General features: G+C 71.2%; 19 protein-coding genes. 11 read left to right on the top strand and 8 right to left on the bottom strand.

Features of this window, described 5'->3' with window-relative positions:
• Window positions 1–232: 232 nt before the first annotated feature.
• From AC068Z_RS33815 to AC068Z_RS33780, 8 genes are all read left to right on the top strand, one after another.
• Entirely contained in the window at window positions 233–1,009 is a 777-nt protein-coding gene (locus AC068Z_RS33815) for an amino acid ABC transporter ATP-binding protein (RefSeq protein ID WP_478564469.1), read from the top strand.
• Window positions 1,010–1,089: 80 nt separating this feature from the next.
• A complete protein-coding gene (locus AC068Z_RS33810; protein ID WP_478564466.1) occupies window positions 1,090–1,935 on the top strand; it encodes a glutamate ABC transporter substrate-binding protein in 846 nt (281 codons plus the stop codon).
• A gap of 135 nt (window positions 1,936–2,070) precedes the next feature.
• A complete protein-coding gene (locus AC068Z_RS33805; RefSeq protein ID WP_451723015.1) occupies window positions 2,071–2,748 on the top strand; it encodes an amino acid ABC transporter permease in 678 nt (225 codons plus the stop codon).
• Window positions 2,745–3,650, top strand: coding sequence for an amino acid ABC transporter permease (locus AC068Z_RS33800; protein ID WP_478564462.1), 906 nt, complete (start codon window positions 2,745–2,747; stop codon window positions 3,648–3,650). Before AC068Z_RS33805 ends, AC068Z_RS33800 begins: the two co-directional genes overlap by 4 nt.
• 198 nt (window positions 3,651–3,848) lie before the next feature.
• Window positions 3,849–5,576 carry an FAD-dependent monooxygenase gene (locus AC068Z_RS33795; RefSeq protein WP_478564459.1) on the top strand — a complete coding sequence of 576 codons (1,728 nt, stop codon included), beginning with the start codon at window positions 3,849–3,851 and terminating at the stop codon, window positions 5,574–5,576.
• 109 nt (window positions 5,577–5,685) lie between these two features.
• The gene (locus AC068Z_RS33790; RefSeq protein ID WP_351985706.1) at window positions 5,686–5,772 is read left to right on the top strand and encodes a putative leader peptide; all 87 of its coding nucleotides are present in this window, start codon (window positions 5,686–5,688) and stop codon (window positions 5,770–5,772) included.
• Between the two features lie 160 nt (window positions 5,773–5,932).
• Window positions 5,933–6,427, top strand: coding sequence for a cupin domain-containing protein (locus tag AC068Z_RS33785; protein ID WP_478564456.1), 495 nt, complete (start codon window positions 5,933–5,935; stop codon window positions 6,425–6,427).
• On the top strand, window positions 6,424–6,834 hold the full coding sequence (locus AC068Z_RS33780) for a rhodanese-like domain-containing protein (RefSeq protein WP_478564453.1): 411 nt from the start codon (window positions 6,424–6,426) through the stop codon (window positions 6,832–6,834). Before AC068Z_RS33785 ends, AC068Z_RS33780 begins: the two co-directional genes overlap by 4 nt.
• 188 nt (window positions 6,835–7,022) lie before the next feature.
• Here AC068Z_RS33780 and AC068Z_RS33775 read toward each other — a convergent pair whose 3' ends face one another.
• From AC068Z_RS33775 to recA, 3 genes are all read right to left on the bottom strand, one after another.
• The gene (locus AC068Z_RS33775) at window positions 7,023–7,979 is read right to left on the bottom strand and encodes a sugar ABC transporter substrate-binding protein (RefSeq protein ID WP_478564450.1); all 957 of its coding nucleotides are present in this window, start codon (window positions 7,977–7,979) and stop codon (window positions 7,023–7,025) included.
• A gap of 275 nt (window positions 7,980–8,254) precedes the next feature.
• Window positions 8,255–9,130, bottom strand: a complete 876-nt coding sequence (recX, locus tag AC068Z_RS33770; RefSeq protein ID WP_478564447.1) for a recombination regulator RecX — start codon at window positions 9,128–9,130, stop codon at window positions 8,255–8,257.
• Between the two features lie 3 nt (window positions 9,131–9,133).
• The gene (gene recA / locus AC068Z_RS33765; protein ID WP_478564444.1) at window positions 9,134–10,261 is read right to left on the bottom strand and encodes a recombinase RecA; all 1,128 of its coding nucleotides are present in this window, start codon (window positions 10,259–10,261) and stop codon (window positions 9,134–9,136) included.
• 253 nt (window positions 10,262–10,514) lie between these two features.
• Between recA and AC068Z_RS33760 the strand changes: the two genes are divergently transcribed.
• Both AC068Z_RS33760 and AC068Z_RS33755 read left to right on the top strand, forming a co-directional pair.
• Window positions 10,515–11,180 (top strand): class I SAM-dependent methyltransferase, encoded by a 666-nt coding sequence (locus AC068Z_RS33760; RefSeq protein ID WP_478564441.1) that lies wholly within the window; start codon window positions 10,515–10,517, stop codon window positions 11,178–11,180.
• Window positions 11,177–11,749, top strand: coding sequence for a GNAT family N-acetyltransferase (locus tag AC068Z_RS33755; protein WP_478564438.1), 573 nt, complete (start codon window positions 11,177–11,179; stop codon window positions 11,747–11,749). The genes AC068Z_RS33760 and AC068Z_RS33755 overlap by 4 nt, the downstream gene beginning before the upstream one ends.
• A gap of 3 nt (window positions 11,750–11,752) precedes the next feature.
• On the opposite strand, the gene AC068Z_RS33750 is transcribed toward AC068Z_RS33755, so the two are convergent.
• Both AC068Z_RS33750 and AC068Z_RS33745 read right to left on the bottom strand, forming a co-directional pair.
• A complete protein-coding gene (locus tag AC068Z_RS33750; protein WP_478564435.1) occupies window positions 11,753–13,042 on the bottom strand; it encodes an AI-2E family transporter in 1,290 nt (429 codons plus the stop codon).
• A 60-nt stretch (window positions 13,043–13,102) separates the two neighbouring features.
• A complete protein-coding gene (locus AC068Z_RS33745) occupies window positions 13,103–13,300 on the bottom strand; it encodes a DUF3046 domain-containing protein (protein WP_478564432.1) in 198 nt (65 codons plus the stop codon).
• An 80-nt stretch (window positions 13,301–13,380) separates the two neighbouring features.
• On the opposite strand from AC068Z_RS33745, the gene AC068Z_RS33740 reads away from it, so the two are divergent.
• Window positions 13,381–14,325 (top strand): hypothetical protein, encoded by a 945-nt coding sequence (locus AC068Z_RS33740; RefSeq protein WP_478564429.1) that lies wholly within the window; start codon window positions 13,381–13,383, stop codon window positions 14,323–14,325.
• Between the two features lie 25 nt (window positions 14,326–14,350).
• On the opposite strand, the gene AC068Z_RS33735 is transcribed toward AC068Z_RS33740, so the two are convergent.
• The 3 genes from AC068Z_RS33735 to AC068Z_RS33725 are packed head-to-tail and all read right to left on the bottom strand — an operon-like array spanning window position 14,351 to window position 16,238.
• Complete coding sequence (locus AC068Z_RS33735) at window positions 14,351–14,656, bottom strand: AzlD domain-containing protein (RefSeq protein WP_478564426.1); 306 nt, start codon at window positions 14,654–14,656, stop codon at window positions 14,351–14,353.
• Complete coding sequence (locus AC068Z_RS33730; protein WP_478564423.1) at window positions 14,653–15,375, bottom strand: AzlC family ABC transporter permease; 723 nt, start codon at window positions 15,373–15,375, stop codon at window positions 14,653–14,655. The genes AC068Z_RS33735 and AC068Z_RS33730 overlap by 4 nt, the downstream gene beginning before the upstream one ends.
• Window positions 15,282–16,238 carry an AraC family transcriptional regulator gene (locus tag AC068Z_RS33725; RefSeq protein WP_478564420.1) on the bottom strand — a complete coding sequence of 319 codons (957 nt, stop codon included), beginning with the start codon at window positions 16,236–16,238 and terminating at the stop codon, window positions 15,282–15,284. The genes AC068Z_RS33730 and AC068Z_RS33725 overlap by 94 nt, the downstream gene beginning before the upstream one ends.

Raw genomic sequence — 16,238 nt, 5'->3', positions numbered from 1 at the left:
CGCGCGCGCGTGCACATGGCAGTCACGCTGATGGACGCCGACGCCGTCAAGTGGGTTCCGGTTGCGCGAGGCTTGTCGTTACCCACCCGGTACGCGCCCAGCTCACAAGTGCTACGACACGTGTCCGATTGCTATCGGATCGTGATGCTCAGATTCCCCTCAGAACTAATGACGCAGGTCGGATACGGTTATTACTGTCCTCCGAAACCGAGGAGGACGGAGCCTGAGAGCGATGACCGAAGTATCGGTGGCCAAGGAAGATGTGGCCGCGACCGGCGAGCTGGTCGTCCTGAAGAGCGTCAACAAGCATTTCGGCGCGTTGCACGTGCTCCAGGACATCGATCTGACGATCGCCCGCGGCGAGGTCGTCGTGGTCATCGGGCCCTCCGGGTCCGGGAAGTCCACTCTGTGCCGCGCCATCAACCGCCTGGAGACGATCGACTCGGGGACGATCGTCCTCGACGGCAAGCCGCTGCCCGCCGAGGGCAAGGAGCTGGCCCGGCTGCGTGCCGACGTCGGCATGGTGTTCCAGTCGTTCAATCTCTTCGCGCACAAGACCGTGCTCGAAAACGTCATGCTGGGCCAGATCAAGGTCCGCAAGACCGACAAGAAGAAGGCCGAGGAGAAGGCCCGCAAGCTGCTCGACCGGGTGGGTGTGGCCAGCCAGGCGGACAAGTACCCCGCCCAGCTCTCCGGCGGCCAGCAGCAGCGCGTGGCCATCGCGCGCGCCCTGGCGATGGAGCCCAAGGTCATGCTCTTCGACGAGCCGACCTCGGCCCTCGACCCGGAGATGATCAACGAGGTGCTGGAGGTCATGCAGCAGCTCGCCCGGGACGGCATGACCATGATCGTCGTGACCCATGAGATGGGCTTCGCCCGTTCGGCCGCCAATCGAGTGGTGTTCATGGCGGACGGCCGAATCGTCGAAGAGGCTGTGCCGGACCAGTTTTTCAGCAACCCGCGCAGCGACCGCGCAAAGGACTTCCTGTCCAAGATCCTGCACCACTGAGGCGCACCGACGTCCTCGACGCTCCTTGCGTCACCCGCACTGACGGCTCGCATCTCTTCACCAGACAAAGGATGTTCACCATGAAGCTCCGCAAGGTCACCGCCGCGGCCGCCGCTGCGCTCGTCCTCTCGCTGACCGCGACCGCCTGTGGCGGCGACGACGACAGCGACAGCGGCGACACGGGTTCCGGTGGCGGCGACAAGATCAAGGTCGGCATCAAGTACGACCAGCCCGGTCTGGGCCTGAAGGAGCCCGACGGTTCCTTCTCCGGCTTCGACGTGGACGTCGCCACGTACGTGGCGGGCGAGCTCGGCTACGAGCCGAACCAGATCGAGTTCATCGAGACCAAGAGCGCCGACCGTGAGAACGCGCTCTCCCGTGGCGACGTCGACTTCATCGCCGCCACCTACTCCATCACCGACGAGCGCAAGGAGAAGGTCGACTTCGCCGGCCCGTACCTGCTCGCCCACCAGGACCTGCTGGTCAAGGCCGACTCGGACATCGCCGAGGGCACCGACCTCAACGGCAAGAAGCTCTGCTCGGTCACCGGCTCGACCTCGGCGCAGAACGTCAAGGACGAGATCGCCCCGGACGCCCAGCTCAAGGAGTACGGCACGTACTCGGAGTGCATCGCCGGTCTGCAGAGCGGCGCCGTCGACGCGGTCACCACCGACGACTCGATCCTCGCCGGCTTCGCCGCGCAGGACCAGTACAAGGGCCAGTTCAAGCTCGCGGGCCTCAAGCTCAGCAACGAGAACTACGGCATCGGTGTCAAGAAGGGCGACACCGAGATGGTGAACAACATCAACGACGCGCTGGAGAAGATGGTCAGCGAGAAGGCCTGGGACAAGGCCGTGACCGACAACTTCGGCCCCGCCGACTACAAGAACGAGCCCGCCCCGAAGATCGGGAACGTCGTTCAGTAACGCGGACTTCCGCCCCCGCGCCGCCGCCGTCGGCCCGTTCCTCACGGCGGCGGCGCAACACGTCAGTACGGCGGCGGCCCGACACGACCGCCGCCGTACCCCACGTACGCCACCCACCCGGAAGCGCGGGAGATCGTGTTCGACTTTCTTTCTGACTATGACGACCCGAGCCTGCTCGGCGCCTTCTGGGTGACGGTGCAGCTCACCATTTTCTCGGGCATCGGCTCCCTGATCTGGGGCACGCTGCTGGCGGCCATGCGGGTCAGTCCGGTCCCGCTGATGCGCGGCTTCGGCACCGCCTACGTGAACATCGTGCGGAACATCCCGCTGACCGTCATCATCGTCTTCACCTCGCTCGGCCTCGCCGACATCTTCGGGATGACGATGGGCGCGCCGGACGACTTCGAGGCCCAGGGCTTCCGCCTGGCGATCCTCGGTCTCGTCGGCTACACCGCCGCCTTCGTGTGCGAGGCGCTGCGCTCCGGCATCAACACCGTTCCCGTCGGCCAGGCGGAGGCGGCACGCGCCCTCGGCCTGAGCTTCAGCCAAGTGCTCTGGTACGTCGTCCTGCCGCAGGCGTTCCGCTCGGTCATCGGCCCGCTGGCCAACGTCCTGATCGCGCTCACCAAGAACACCACCGTGGCGGCCACGATCGGTGTCGCCGAGGCGGCCCTGCTGATGAAGGAAATGATCGAGAACGAGGCACAGACGCTGCTCATCGGCGCGATCTTCGCCTTCGGTTTCGTGGTACTGACCCTGCCCACCGGCCTGTTCCTCGGCTGGCTGAGCAAGCGACTGGCGGTGAAGCGGTGACCTCGGTTCTGTACGACGCCCCCGGCCCGAAGGCCAAGCGGCGCAATGTGATCTTCTCGATCGTCTTCTTCGTCCTCCTGGCCCTGCTGGTGTGGTGGGTCTGGCAGGTGATGGACGACAAGGGCCAGCTGAAGTGGTCCCTGTGGAAGCCGTTCACCGAGGCCGAGGCCTGGACGACGTATCTGCTGCCCGGCCTTGGCGACACCTTGAAGGCCGCGGCGCTCGCCATGATCATCGCGCTGCCGCTGGGCGCCTTCTTCGGCATCTCCCGGATGTCCGACCACCGCTGGGTGCGGATGCCGGCCAGCGCCGTGGTCGAGTTCTTCCGGGCGATCCCGGTCCTGCTGCTGATGCTGTTCGCCAACGAGTTCTACGCTCGCTACACGGACGTGAGCAGTGCGGACCGCCCCCTGTACGCGGTCGTCACCGGCCTCGTGCTCTACAACGCCTCGGTCCTCGCCGAGATCGTCCGCGCGGGCATCCTCGCCCTGCCCAAGGGACAGACGGAGGCCGCGCAGGCGATCGGTCTGCGCAAGGGCCAGACGATGTCCACCATCCTGCTGCCACAGGCCGTGACAGCGATGCTGCCGGCCATCGTCAGCCAGCTCGTCGTCATCGTGAAGGACACCGCGCTGGGCGGCGTGATGCTCGGCTTCACCGAGCTGCTGAACGCGCGCGGCACGCTCGCGGCCAACTACGCGAACGTCATTCCGAGCTTCATCGTGGTGGCGATCATCTACATCGTCCTGAACTTCCTCCTGACCAGCTTCGCGAGCTGGCTGGAGGCCAGGCTGCGGCGCAGCAAGCGCAGCACGGGCGCGGTGCTCGGCGCGGAGGACGTGGATGAACTCAACGCCGCCGAGATCGGCACCCCCGGAACCGGCAAGGGCGGCATCACCTGACGCACGGTCAAGTGACCTGAGCGACATGCTGAGCATGGCGTGAACGACACGAAGGCAGTGGCATGATCGCCACTGCCTTCGTCACTTGACGCAAGCACCGGCAATGGGTTGCATACGTTCTGTGATCGTGCACCCTGCTCCAACCTCCTGTTCACCCACGTCCCCCGGGGCACCGCTGCGGGCAGGGGGCACCACGCCGTGGACCCGGTGATCATCGTCGGAGCGGGGCCCGTCGGGCTCACGCTCGCCCTGGCGCTGGCGCGTCAGGAGGTGCCGTCCGTCGTCCTCGACGAGGGGCCCGGCAAGGACGAACCCCGCCTCGCGCGCACCCTCGTGCTGCGCGAGGACACGGCCGCCCTGGTGGAGCGGCTGACCGGGCTCCCGGTCGCGGAGGCCGGCTGCCGCTGGGCCGGATGGCGGTCGCTGCGGCGCAAGCAGGTGATGCGCGAGGTGTCCTTCGAGGACTCCGGGGCGGGCGCGGGCTCCGCCCCTGGCTCAAGCTCAAGCTCCGGCTCTGGTTCCGGCCCCGGCTCCGGCTCCGGCTCTGGTTTCGGCTCCGGCTCCGGCTCCGGCTCCGGTGGGGATTCGGCCGTTCCCTCCGCCCCCGTGCACATCGCCCAGCACGTCCTGACCGGCGCCCTGCGCGAGGCGCTCGCCGGTGAGCGGCTGGCGCGGATCGTCGTGGACAGCCGCCTCGACGGCATCGAGCAGGAGACCTCGGGCGTCACCGCCCACACCCGCGGCCCCAAGGGCACCTGGTGGCGGGGCAGTTACCTGGTCGGCTGCGACGGCCCCCGCTCCACCGTGCGCAAGCTCCAGGACATCCGCTTCCCCGGCCGTACGGCCGTCGAGCGGTACGCGGTCGCCGCGCTGCGCACGGAACTTCCGTGGGAGGGCCAGGCGTTGCTCCACCGGATGCCGCCGTGGCGGACGTCGGGCCCCTCGGCCGGGGAGGTGGCGGGACGTCCGCTCCCCGACGGCGTCTGGCGCCTGGACTGGCTGCTGCCGCCGGGCAAGGACCTGGTCACACCGGAACTGCTCGTGGCCCGCGTCCGGGAGACGCTCGCGGGCTGGACGGGCGGCCCGACACCGCCGTACGAACTCCTCGACACCGGAGTCCACACCGTGCACCACCGGCTGGCGAGGCGCTGGCGGGCCGGGCGGGTGTTCCTCGCCGGGGACGCGGCGCATCTGCTCGGAGCGCTCGGCACCCAGGGGCTCGACGAGGGGCTCAGGGACGCCGACAACCTCGCCTGGAAGCTGGCACTGGCCTGGCATCACGGGCCGCACGAGGCGCTGCTCGACAGCTACCAGACGGAGCGCCGCGCGGTCGTCGCCGCCCGGCTGCGCGCCGCCGACCAGGCGCTGCCGCTGCTGCGCGGCGGCGGCGGACTGCGCGCGTACGTCCCCGGCTCGGCCCGGGGCCATGACGCGCTGCTCGCCGAGGGTCATCTGGGCCGTGGAGCGCTCGGCGCGCCGGGGACGTACGGCGACTCGCCCCTGGCGCCCCGGCACCTGGAGGGCGAGGTGTCCGTGGACACCGCGGTGGGCGCGCCGGTCGCCGATGTGCGGGTCACCGCGGAGGACGGCTCGTTCGTACGGCTGCGGGACCGGCTCGGGCGGGGCGCGCTGCTCGTGCTGCTGATCGCGCCGGGCACCGGGGTGTGGGACCGCAAGCACTGGGTGACCGCCGGGATCATGCCCCGGCTCGCGGCGGCGGTGACGGCGCTGCCGCACCCGGCGGAACTGCTCGTCGCCGAGAACTACCCGGGCGCCGCCCCGCACACGGTCCTGCTCGTGCGGCCCGACGGCCATCTCGTCACCGCGCTCGGCGGGGTGCGCCCCGCCGACCTGTACGCGGCCGCCGAGGCGACGCTCGGCGGTCCGGTGGCCTCGGAGGCGGAGGCCACGGCCGGGTCGCGCTGAGCGGGCCCGGAGGGCTCTTGTGGCGGCCACGGGGGGCTTTCGAGGCGGCCATTGTCCACATACTGACGGTGAGTTGACCGGTCCGCACGGTCATGGTGTACTCCGCACCATGACCGACACCTGTGTGCACCTGTGGCGGAAGGTCCATGTGGACCTCGTCCGCTACGCGGGCTGCATGTGTACCCGGTCCTGCTGAATTCGCATCTCTCTCATCTCATCCGCGCGCGCCGCCGTTTTCTGCCGCCGCGTGCATCCCGCGAACCTTCATCAGGACGGTCGAAGTGTCTGTCTCCCCTTCCGCTTCATCCTTTGCCGCATCCGCATCCGCATCCGCATCCGCTCCCGCTCCCGCCTCCGTGGGCCCGACGCAGGCGGACCTCCTCGACTTCGTACGGCGGACCGCCGCCGACGCCGAGTTGATCGCCTCGCTTCCGCTCGACCCCGAGGGGCGCACCTGGGTGCGTCTGGAGGGGCCCGCCGGAAGCGAGGCCTGGCTGATCGGCTGGCCGCCCGGTTCGGGCACGGGCTGGCACGACCACGCGGACTCGGTCGGCGCGTTCCTGACGGCGGCCGGTGAGCTCAGGGAGAACTCGCTCGCGGCGCGGCTGCCCACGGACGGCTGGAAGACCCTGGAACTCAGCGAGGACGTCGACCGCGAGCGCAGGCTGCCGGCCGGCAAGGGCCGCTCCTTCGGCCACCACCACGTCCACGAGGTCCTCAACGACTCCCCCGACCGGCACGCAATCTCCGTGCACGCCTACTATCCACCGCTGCCCCGCATCCGCCGCTACAGCCGCAGCGGGCCCGTTCTGCGCCTGGAGCAGGTGGAGCGACCGGAGGACTGGCAGTGAGCGGCACGGGTGAACGGTCCCTCGGCATCGACGAGTTGCTGGAGCGGGTACGCGCGACCTACGTACGCGTCGGGCCGCACGAGGCCTACACCGCCGCCCAGTCCGGCGAGGCGCTGCTGGTGGACATCCGGTACGCGGCCCTGCGCGAGCGGGACGGGGTGATCCCCGGGGCGCTGGTGATCGAGCGGAACGAACTGGAGTGGCGGCTCGATCCGCGGGGCAGCCACCGGGTTCCGGAGGCCGGCAGCCATGACCTGCGGGTGGTGGTGTTCTGCAACGAGGGCTACGCCTCCAGCCTCGCGGCCGAGTCCCTGCACCGCCTGGGCCTGCACCGGGCAACCGACCTGACGGGCGGCTTCCAGGCCTGGCGGGAGGCGGGGTTGCCGGTGGTGGGGGGCGGGGGCTGACGGCGGGGCGAGGGCTGACGGCGGGGCGGAGGCTCACGGCGGGGCGGGCGCTGACGGCAGGGCGGAGGCTCACGGCGGGGCCGGGGTGACAGTCACGCAGGTCATCGCGCGGCCCCGCGCCCCGGTTGCCGGTCGCCGAGCGCCGGGCCCCGGTCGCCGGGCCCCGCTCGCCGCTCGCCGGGCGCCCGTCACCCCGCGTTCGGTGGGCAGTAGAGCGGGGCCATGTCCGCGTTGTGTCTGGTCACCAGACGGACGGGGGTGTGGGCGATCCGGTCGGCGTCCCAGCCACGGAGCAGCGCGATGGCGTTCGTCACCGCCAACTCTCCGGTGTCGGCGGCCGAGTTGGCGACGGTCGCCGCGAAACGGCCGTCCTTGAGGGCGGCAAGCCCCTCGTCGGTGCCGTTGACCGTGACGATCCTGACGGCCTCGGCGCCGGCCGTGTCGAAGGCCTCACGGACGGCGAAGGCCATCTCCTCGTTGGCGACGAAGGCGTAGTCGAGGCCGGGGTGGTCGCGGATCATCCCCTCGGCCACCTCAGCGGCCTTCTCGGGATCGAACATGCCCGGCTCCTTCGCGACGACCTCCGCCTGGGCGGGCAGCGCGGACTCGAAGCCGCCGACCAGCAGGTCCGAGGCGGCCCCGGGCGCCCCCGCGACGATGCCGACCTGCACGTTCTTCCCGGCGGCGTCCTTCTCGATCCAGCCGGCGTCGAGCCGGCCGACGTGCTCGAGGTCGACGACGACCGCGCCGAGGACGTCCGAGGTGTCCTCGGGGACGACGGAGGTGAGGAAGACGGGAACACCGGCGCTCTTCGCCTTGGCGATGTCGTCGCGGAGCGCGTCGACGTCCACGGTCTGCACGATGATCGCGTCCACCTCGCGGGCGATCATGTCCTCGATGTTGGCCAGCTCGGTCGCCGCGTCCTGACGGGAGTTGGCGATGTGCATCTCGGCGAGGTTGTTCCGGGCCGTGTCGTCGACGGCCGCCTCCAGACAGGTGTGGAACGGCGAGGTGCCGCCGTTGACGAACCCGAGGGAGAGGGGACCGTCCCCCGGGTCCGTGGCCTCCGGCCGCAGAATCCCACAGCCGCTGAGGATCAGGGCGCCGGCCAGGAGCAGGGCAGGACGGCGGACGGAACAAGGCATGGCGGGCTGCCTTTCGCAGCGCACGGGAGACGGGCCCGTGCGGGAGTCGTCAGGGTCAACTCGTCGGTGGGGCCACAGACTTGAAGCCGGCCGTGGCTCACCGGGGAACCGACATCGACTCGAACGTCCGCGCGACGACGGCAGACGGTACAGCCACCCGGAGCCCGCTCGACCCCGCCAGGGACGCAAGGTAAGACTGCGGTTCGTGCACACGGCGACCGCGGTGCACACGACCACCGTGCCTGGGCACGCGGCGGGATGCCCCGCGTGCCGCGTCAGTACCCCTCGCCGTCCAGGAAGTCCGCGTCCTCCCCCTCCGCCTCCAGCGCCTGCCGGACCACCCGCAACGCCATGCCCTCGGGATACCCCTTGCGGGCGAGCATCCCGGCGAGGCGGCGCAGGCGCTTGTCGCGGTCGAGGCCCCGGGTGGACCGGAGCTTGCGGTCGACGAGTTCGCGCGCGGTCGCCTCCTCCTGCTCGGAGTCCAGCTGCCCGACGGCCGCGTCGATCAACGAGGAGTCGACCCCCTTGGTCCGCAGCTCCTGGGCGAGCGCCCGCCGGGCGAGCCCTCGGCCGTGGTGCCGGGACTCCACCCAGGCGTCCGCGAACGCGCTGTCGTTGATCAGCCCGACCTCCTCGAACCGCGACAGCACCTCCTCCGCGGCCTCGTCCGGGATCTCCCGCTTGCGCAGGGCGTCCGCGAGCTGTTTGCGCGTACGCGGAGTCCCGGTGAGCAGGCGCAGGCAGATCGCCCGTGCCCGCTCCACCGGGTCCCCCAGGGGCTCCCCCTCCTCGGCCCTCGACGAGTCGGAGGCGCCTCCGCCCTCACCGGACGGCTCTTCGCGACCGCGCCGACGACGCCCCCGGGCGCCGCCCGCGCCACGAGCCCCGCCGGCCCTCCGACGCGAACCACCGGCGAGCCCTTCGCCGTACGGCCCGTCACCGCCGTACGGCCCGTCACCGCCGAACGAACCGTCGCCGCTGTATGGCCCGGCAGGCCCGTCACCGCCGTAGGACCCGTCCGCGCCCAGCGCGCCGCCCTCGCCGTACTCGGCACCGCTCGTCCCCTCAGGGCCCCCGACGCCCCTTCCGTCCCGCTCTCCCAGCGGGTCCGGACAGGCGTACTCGGCCCAGTCGGTTCGTCGTGTCACGGGTCAGCTCTTGGCGGCGGCGGCCTTGGTCTTGGCGGCCTTGGCCGCGGCCGGGGCGGGCACCGACTTCGCGGCGTCGTCCGCGGCGGGGGAACCCGCGGCGTCCGCGCCGGGCTCGGCGGCCGGCTTCTCCGGACGCACGCCTACGCCCAGCTTCTCCTTGATCTTCTTCTCGATCTCGTTGGCCAGGTCGGGGTTGTCCTTCAGGAAGTTGCGCGCGTTCTCCTTGCCCTGGCCGAGCTGGTCGCCCTCGTACGTGTACCAGGCGCCGGCCTTGCGGACGAAGCCGTGCTCCACGCCCATGTCGATCAGGCCGCCCTCACGGGAGATGCCCTGGCCGTAGAGGATGTCGAACTCGGCCTGCTTGAAGGGCGGCGCGACCTTGTTCTTGACGACCTTGCAGCGGGTGCGGTTGCCGACCGCCTCGGTGCCGTCCTTCAGCGTCTCGATGCGACGGATGTCGATACGCACCGAGGCGTAGAACTTCAGCGCCCGGCCACCGGTCGTGGTCTCCGGGGAGCCGAACATCACGCCGATCTTCTCGCGCAGCTGGTTGATGAAGATCGCGGTGGTCTTCGACTGGTTGAGCGCGCTGGTGATCTTCCGCAGCGCCTGGCTCATGAGCCGGGCCTGCAGACCGACGTGGCTGTCGCCCATCTCGCCCTCGATCTCCGCGCGCGGGACGAGCGCCGCGACGGAGTCGATGACGATGAGGTCGAGGGCGCCGGAGCGGACCAGCATGTCCACGATCTCCAGGGCCTGCTCGCCGTTGTCCGGCTGGGAGAGGATCAGGTTGTCGATGTCGACGCCGAGCTTCTTGGCGTACTCGGGGTCGAGGGCGTGCTCCGCGTCCACGAAGGCCACCTGGCCGCCGGCCTTCTGGGCGTTCGCCACCGCGTGCAGGGTCAGGGTCGTCTTACCGGAGGATTCCGGTCCGTAGATCTCGACGACACGGCCGCGCGGCAGACCGCCGACGCCGAGCGCCACGTCGAGCGCGGTCGACCCGGTCGGGATGACCTCGATGGGCTCCATCGACCGCTCGCCCATGCGCATGACCGCGCCCTTGCCGAATTGCCGTTCAATCTGTGCGAGTGCGGCATCCAGGGCCTTCTCGCGGTCGGTTCCTGCCATGGGTTCCACCCGATTTGCTTGAGTCGATCGCTTCACGTCAAAGACGCTAACGCCTGCCACTGACAATGCGCCCCGACGCCTGTCCGGCCTGTGGATAACTCAGGCGCCTTCCCACCGAAACCATGGCAAAACACCCGCCGAGAGCCCCGCCGGAGATTCCATAAGAATGGATGTTCGATTTTCGTGTCAAGCGCACCACGCGGTCGTCCCGACGGGTTGACCCTGCCTCTGGGGCAGCCCCGACCCTCGGTTCATGAGCAGTGACGAAGACGCCCTCCTGACCGAGCAGATCGCCTACTACCGCGCGGGAGCCGCCGAGTACGACCGGCCCTACACACGCCGCCCGGAGCTGCGGCGGTTGCTCGACCTGGTCGACGGGCTCCCGATCGGCGGTGACGTCCTGGAGCTGGCCTGCGGAACCGGTCAATGGACCCCGAGGCTCGCCGCGCGGGCGCGTTCCGTGACCGCCGTCGACGTGTCCGCGGAGGTGCTGGAGCTCGCCCGCGCGCGTGCTCCCTTCCCCCACGTCCGGTTCCACCGGGCCGACGTGTTCCGGTGGCGGCCGTCGCGCCCCCACGACACGGTGTTCTTCGCCTTCTGGCTCTCCCATGTCCCGCCGGCGCGGCTGCCCGGCTTCTGGAACGCCGTCGCCGCCATGCTCGCGCCGGGCGGCAGGGCGGTGTTCGTGGACGACGGCCCCGCGGCTGCCGAGGGCGAGGAAGGCGTCGGCGAGGGGCCCGTTCCCACGGTGCTGCGCCGGCTCGAGGACGGCAGCTCGTACCGGGTGGTCAAGGTGTTCCACGACGCCCGGACGCTCACGGACGACCTCACGGCACGGGGCTGGACGGCCGACGTCCGGACCGTGGGCGGGAACATCGTCGGCATCGCGGGACCACCGGCGTCTATCGTGCAGACATGACCATCGAGGTTCGCCCGGCATCGGTCTTCGAGGACGTACGGGCCGTGCTCGGCCCGAAGTCGCCCACGGCGAACGTCTGCTGGTGTCTGAGCTACCGGATCGGGTCCAAGCTCAACAACGAGCTCCGCGGCCCGGACCGCGGCGAGTACGTCGCCGAGCTGTGCCGCGCGGAGCCGCCTCCCGGGGTGATCGCCTACGACGGCGACGAACCGGTCGGCTGGGCCGCCGTGGCCCCACGCGCGGAAACCTCCTTCGCCCGCAACCGCAAGATCCCGCACGTCGACGATCTGCCGGTCTGGTCGCTGTGGTGCGTCCGGGTCCGCCCCGGCCACCGCAAACAGGGGATCTCGCACGCCCTCATCGCGGGCGCGGTGGAGTTCGCCCGCGCCCACGGCGCCCCGGTGGTGGAGGCCTACCCCCTCGACAACGGCGCCGCCAAGGTCGACCTGACCATGGCGTACGCCGGGCTCCGGAAGAACTTCGAGCGCGCCGGGTTCGTCCATGTCGCCGACACGACCTCGGTCCTCGCCGGCCACCCCCGGATCCTGATGCGGCTCGACCTGCGCTGAGGCTCAGCCCTCCTCGTCCGACTCCGACGGTCCGGGCTTGGAAGGTCCGGGCTTCGAGGGTCCGGAGGCGTCCTCGCGCGGGGCGAACAGCCGCCGCGCGCGCGTGAGCAGACCGGCCCCGGGATGCCGCCGGTGCCCGTGGACCCGGGGGTCGTCGGTGACGTCGTAGCGCTTCACGTACGCCCCCAGGAACGCCTGCAAGGTGGCGACCACGGGGATGGCGATCAGCGCGCCCACCGCGCCGAGGAGCGCGGTTCCCGCGATGACCGAGCCGAAGGCGACCGCGGGGTGCACGTCGACGGTCTTCGCGGTCAGCTTGGGCTGGAGCACGTAGTTCTCGAACTGCTGGTAGATCACGACGAAGATCAGCACCCAGAGCGCGTACCAGGGATCGACGGTGAACGCGATCAGCATGGGCAGGGCGCCCGCGAGATAGGTGCCGATGGTGGGGATGAACTGCGAGACCAGGCCCACCCAGACGGCGAGCACGGGCGCGTACGGCACGTCCAGCCACTCCAGGAGAACGTAGTGGGCTATCCCGGAGATCAGCGCCATCAGACCGCGCGAGTACAGATAGCCGCCGGTCTTGTTCACCGCGATCTCCCACGCGCGCAGCACCTCGGCCTGCTTCGCGGGCGGCAGGACGGAGCACAGGGAGCGGCGCAGTCGCGGGCCGTCCGCGGCGAAGTAGAACGAGAACAGCGTGATCATGAGCAGCTGGAAGAGACCGCCGACGACCCGCGCGGAGACGTCGAGCACGCCGGTCGCGCTGTTCTGCACGTAGTCGCGCAGCCAGTCGGAGCGCAGGAGCCCCTCCTGGATGTCCACCCGCTTCAGATCGGTGTGGAAGTGGGTGTTGACCCAGTTGATGACCGAGTCGAGGTACTGCGGGAAATCCTCGACGATCTTGATGATCTGGCCCGCGAGCATCGAGCCGAGCAGGGTGACGAAACCGGCGGCGATGACGATCACGGCAAGGAAGACCACCGCGGTGGCGAGCCCCCTGCGCATCCCTCGGGCGGCCATCCAGCTCACCGCGGGCTCTATCGCCAGCGCCAGGAAGAACGCGATCAGGATGTTGATCAGCAGCCCGGTGAGCTGATGGAAGGCCCAGCTGCCGAGCTGGAACGCGCCGAAGAGCGCCAGAGCGAGCACCATGGCGCGCGGCAGCCAGGGCGGCATGCGGGCGTCCGACCGCGCGCCGCCGCCGTCGGCCGGGGGCCTGGTCGGGGGCGTCGTGCCGAACGGAGAGTCGTGCTGGGCGAGCTGCCCGGTGTCGTCAGTGGGTGCCACGGAGCAAGTCTCGCCCACGCCACCGACAATCGGATGCCGTCCGGCGATCTTCGTGACCGGTCAGCGCTGTTCCTGTGGCACGTTCATGACCCGGCAAACGACCCGCCACACGTCCTTGGCCTCCCAGCCGGCGTCCAGCGCCTCGTGCACGGTGCGACCGCCGAGCTCCGACATCACGTGATCGCGCGCGAAGGTGTCGGCGTATCCCGCCGTACCGAAGTGCTCCGCCATCCGCTCCCAGAAGACCGTCAACCTCATGACGTCAGTATCCCGCCCCTGAGGGTGGGCCCGAGCCGGGACCCCTCGCCGAGACCGCTTTCCGGCCTACGGTCTGACGCATGGCCGAAACCGGAGCTTCCCCACTCCCCCCGACGCCCCCGGCGCACTCCCCGCTCTTCCGCGCCGAGCAGTTCGTGTGGCTCACCGCGCGCGTACTGGAACAGCGCCTCTTCGCGTACGACTTCCTGCACGGCGGCGCCGACCCGGTGGAGACCGCGCTGGACGCCTACCGCAACGACGACGGCGGCTACGGCCACGCGCTGGAGCCGGATCTGCGCGGTCCGGTCAGCCAGCCGCTGCACACCGCGCACGCGCTGCGTGTGCTGGACGCCATCGGCCGCTGCGGCGGGCAGCGGGTGGAACGGGTGTGCCGCTATCTGACCTCGGTCTCCACCGCGGACGGCGCGCTTCCGGCGGTCCGTCCCAGCCAGCGCGGCTACCCGGCGGCACCCTTCGTCCCGGTGCTGGACGACCCGCCGAGCGAGCTGCTGGCCACCGGCCCGGTGGTGGGATTGCTGCACCGCAACGAGGTGTGGCACGCCTGGCTGTTCAGGGCCACGGACTTCTGCTGGCAGGCGGTCGACTCGCTGGAGAAGTCCCATCCGTACGAGATCGAGGCGGCCGTCGCCTTCCTGGACTCCGCGCCCGACCGCCCGCGCGCGGAGGCGGCCGCGGACCGGCTCGGCCGTCTGGTGCGCGCACACCGGCTCGTGGCCCTGGACCCGGACGACCTCGACGCCTTCCCGGTCGCGCCCGGGTACGCCCCCACCGAGCACCACTTCCCGCACGACTACGCGCGCACGCCGAGTTCCCTGGCACGCCCGTGGTTCACCGACGCCGAGATGGCCCGCTCGCTGGACTTCCTGGCCGCCGGACAACAGCGGGACGGCGGCTGGCCCGTCCGCCGGCGGAACTGGTCCCCGGCTCCCGCCTTGGAGGCCCGCCCCATGGTGACGATCGGCGCCCTGCGCATCCTGAGGGCGTACGGCCGGGCCATCGGGTGACCGAACACCAGCGCGCCCTTCACCGTCAGCCCAGCGCCCGCACCCCCGCCGTCACCAGCACGGCCGCCGCGACGACCACCAGGAAGGGTGCCCGCAGTACCAGCGCCAGGGCGGCCGCCGCGAGGCCGGCAGCCCTGGCGTCCAGGACCAGCGCGCGCCCGTCGGCGAAGGTCTGCTGGGCCGTGAGGGCGGCGAGAAGGGCGACCGGGAGCAGCGCGGCCAGCCGCCGGACCAGGGGGCGCTCCAGGACCCCGGCGGGCACCAGGAGCCCGGCGAGCTTGACGGCGTAACAGCCGAGGACGGTCAGCCCGATGGCGATCCAGATGGTCATCGGTCCTCCTTCCGCGGCCCGCGCCGCCCCTGGGCCCACAGCACGGCGGGTGCCGCGAGCGCGGCCACCAGCACCGGCACGCCCGCGGGCAGCACGGGCAGCAGCCCGAGCCCCAGCACGACGGCCACCCCGGCGACGGCCCGCTCGGTGGTGCTCTTCAGCATCGGCGCGAGCAGCGCCAGGAACACCGCGGGGCCGGCCGCGTCGAGGCCCCACGCGTCGGTGTCCCCGATCACCTCGGCGCCGAGTGCCCCGGCCAGGGTCGTGAGGTTCCACAGGGCGTACAGGCTGAGCCCCGTCACGACGAACCCGATCCGCGCGGCGCGCCGGGTCGGCTGGGCCAGCGCCACCGCGGCCGTCTCGTCGATGACCCACTGCGCGGCGAACGGCCGTACCGCGCGCGGGAGGGCCAGCAGCTGCGACAGACGCAGACCGTAGAAGGCGTTGCGCACCCCGAGGAAGAAGGCCCCGGCAGCCGCGGCGAACGCCCCGCCGCCCGCGGCCAGCGCCCCCACGAGCGCGAACTGGGACGCCCCGGTGAACACCAGAAGGCTGAGCGCGCAGGTCTGCCACAGCGTGAGCCCGCTGCCGGCCGAGGTCACCCCGAACGCGAACCCGGACAGCCCTACGGCGACCCCGACCCCGAGCCCGTCCCGTACGACGGCGGAGTCCGGCTTCCCCTCGCCGTCCCGTATGTCTGTGAGTGTTGTGTCTGCCACGCCTCGGACGGTACGAGGAGCCGTCCCTTCGGGTCTTGTACGTTCTTGCGCTCGCGCTGGTACGCCCCGGGCGGCACGCCGACCATCCGGGTGAAGTGCCGGTTCAGATGCGGTTGGTCGGCGAAGCCCACGGCGACGGCGGCCTCGGCCGGCGTCACACCGGCGTCCAGCAGCCCACGGGCCCGCCGTACCCGGGCGTCGGTCAGCCAGGTGTGCGGCGGCATCCCGTAGGCGTCCCGGAAGGCCCGCAGCAGCGCGAACGGGCTGGTCCCCAGCTCCTCGGCGAGCTTCTCCAGGGTCGGCGGCCCGGCCATCCGTTCCTGGAGGACGCCACGCGCCCGTGCCGCGATCCGGGCGCCCGCCGTACGCACCTCGCGCTGCGGCAGCGCCCCGCCGTTGAGCCGCAGCAGCCGGGTCACGGCCACCCGCAGCAGGGTGTCGGCGGCCAGGGCGTTGCCCTCGTCGGCGGCGCGCAGGACCTGGTGGACGAGGGAGACGGTGTAGGGGTCATCGAGCACCGGGGAGACGAATCCGGGGGTGCCGCGGATCGCCGTGGTCTCGGCCGCGATCTCCGCCACGACCTCGGGCGACGGGTACACGGCCCCGTACCGCCAGCCCTCCGGCACCCCCGCCCGTCCGGTGTGCGGGGTGTCGGGGTTGACCAGCGCCAGGGCTCCGGCGCCCGCGTACTGGTCGGAGCCGCGGTGGTGGAAGACCTCGACGCCGTCGGCGATGGCGGCGATCACGAAGTTCTCGTGGGTGTGCCGGACGAACGTCTTGCGGACGTACCGGGCACGGAGCAGGTCGACACCGGGCAGCTCCGGGTACCGCCAGTGCCGTGCCCGCTCGCTCGAACCCGCCAT

The organism is Streptomyces sp. NPDC043726 (assembly GCF_056436565.1).
This window is presented reverse-complemented; position numbering and strand designations above follow the sequence as displayed.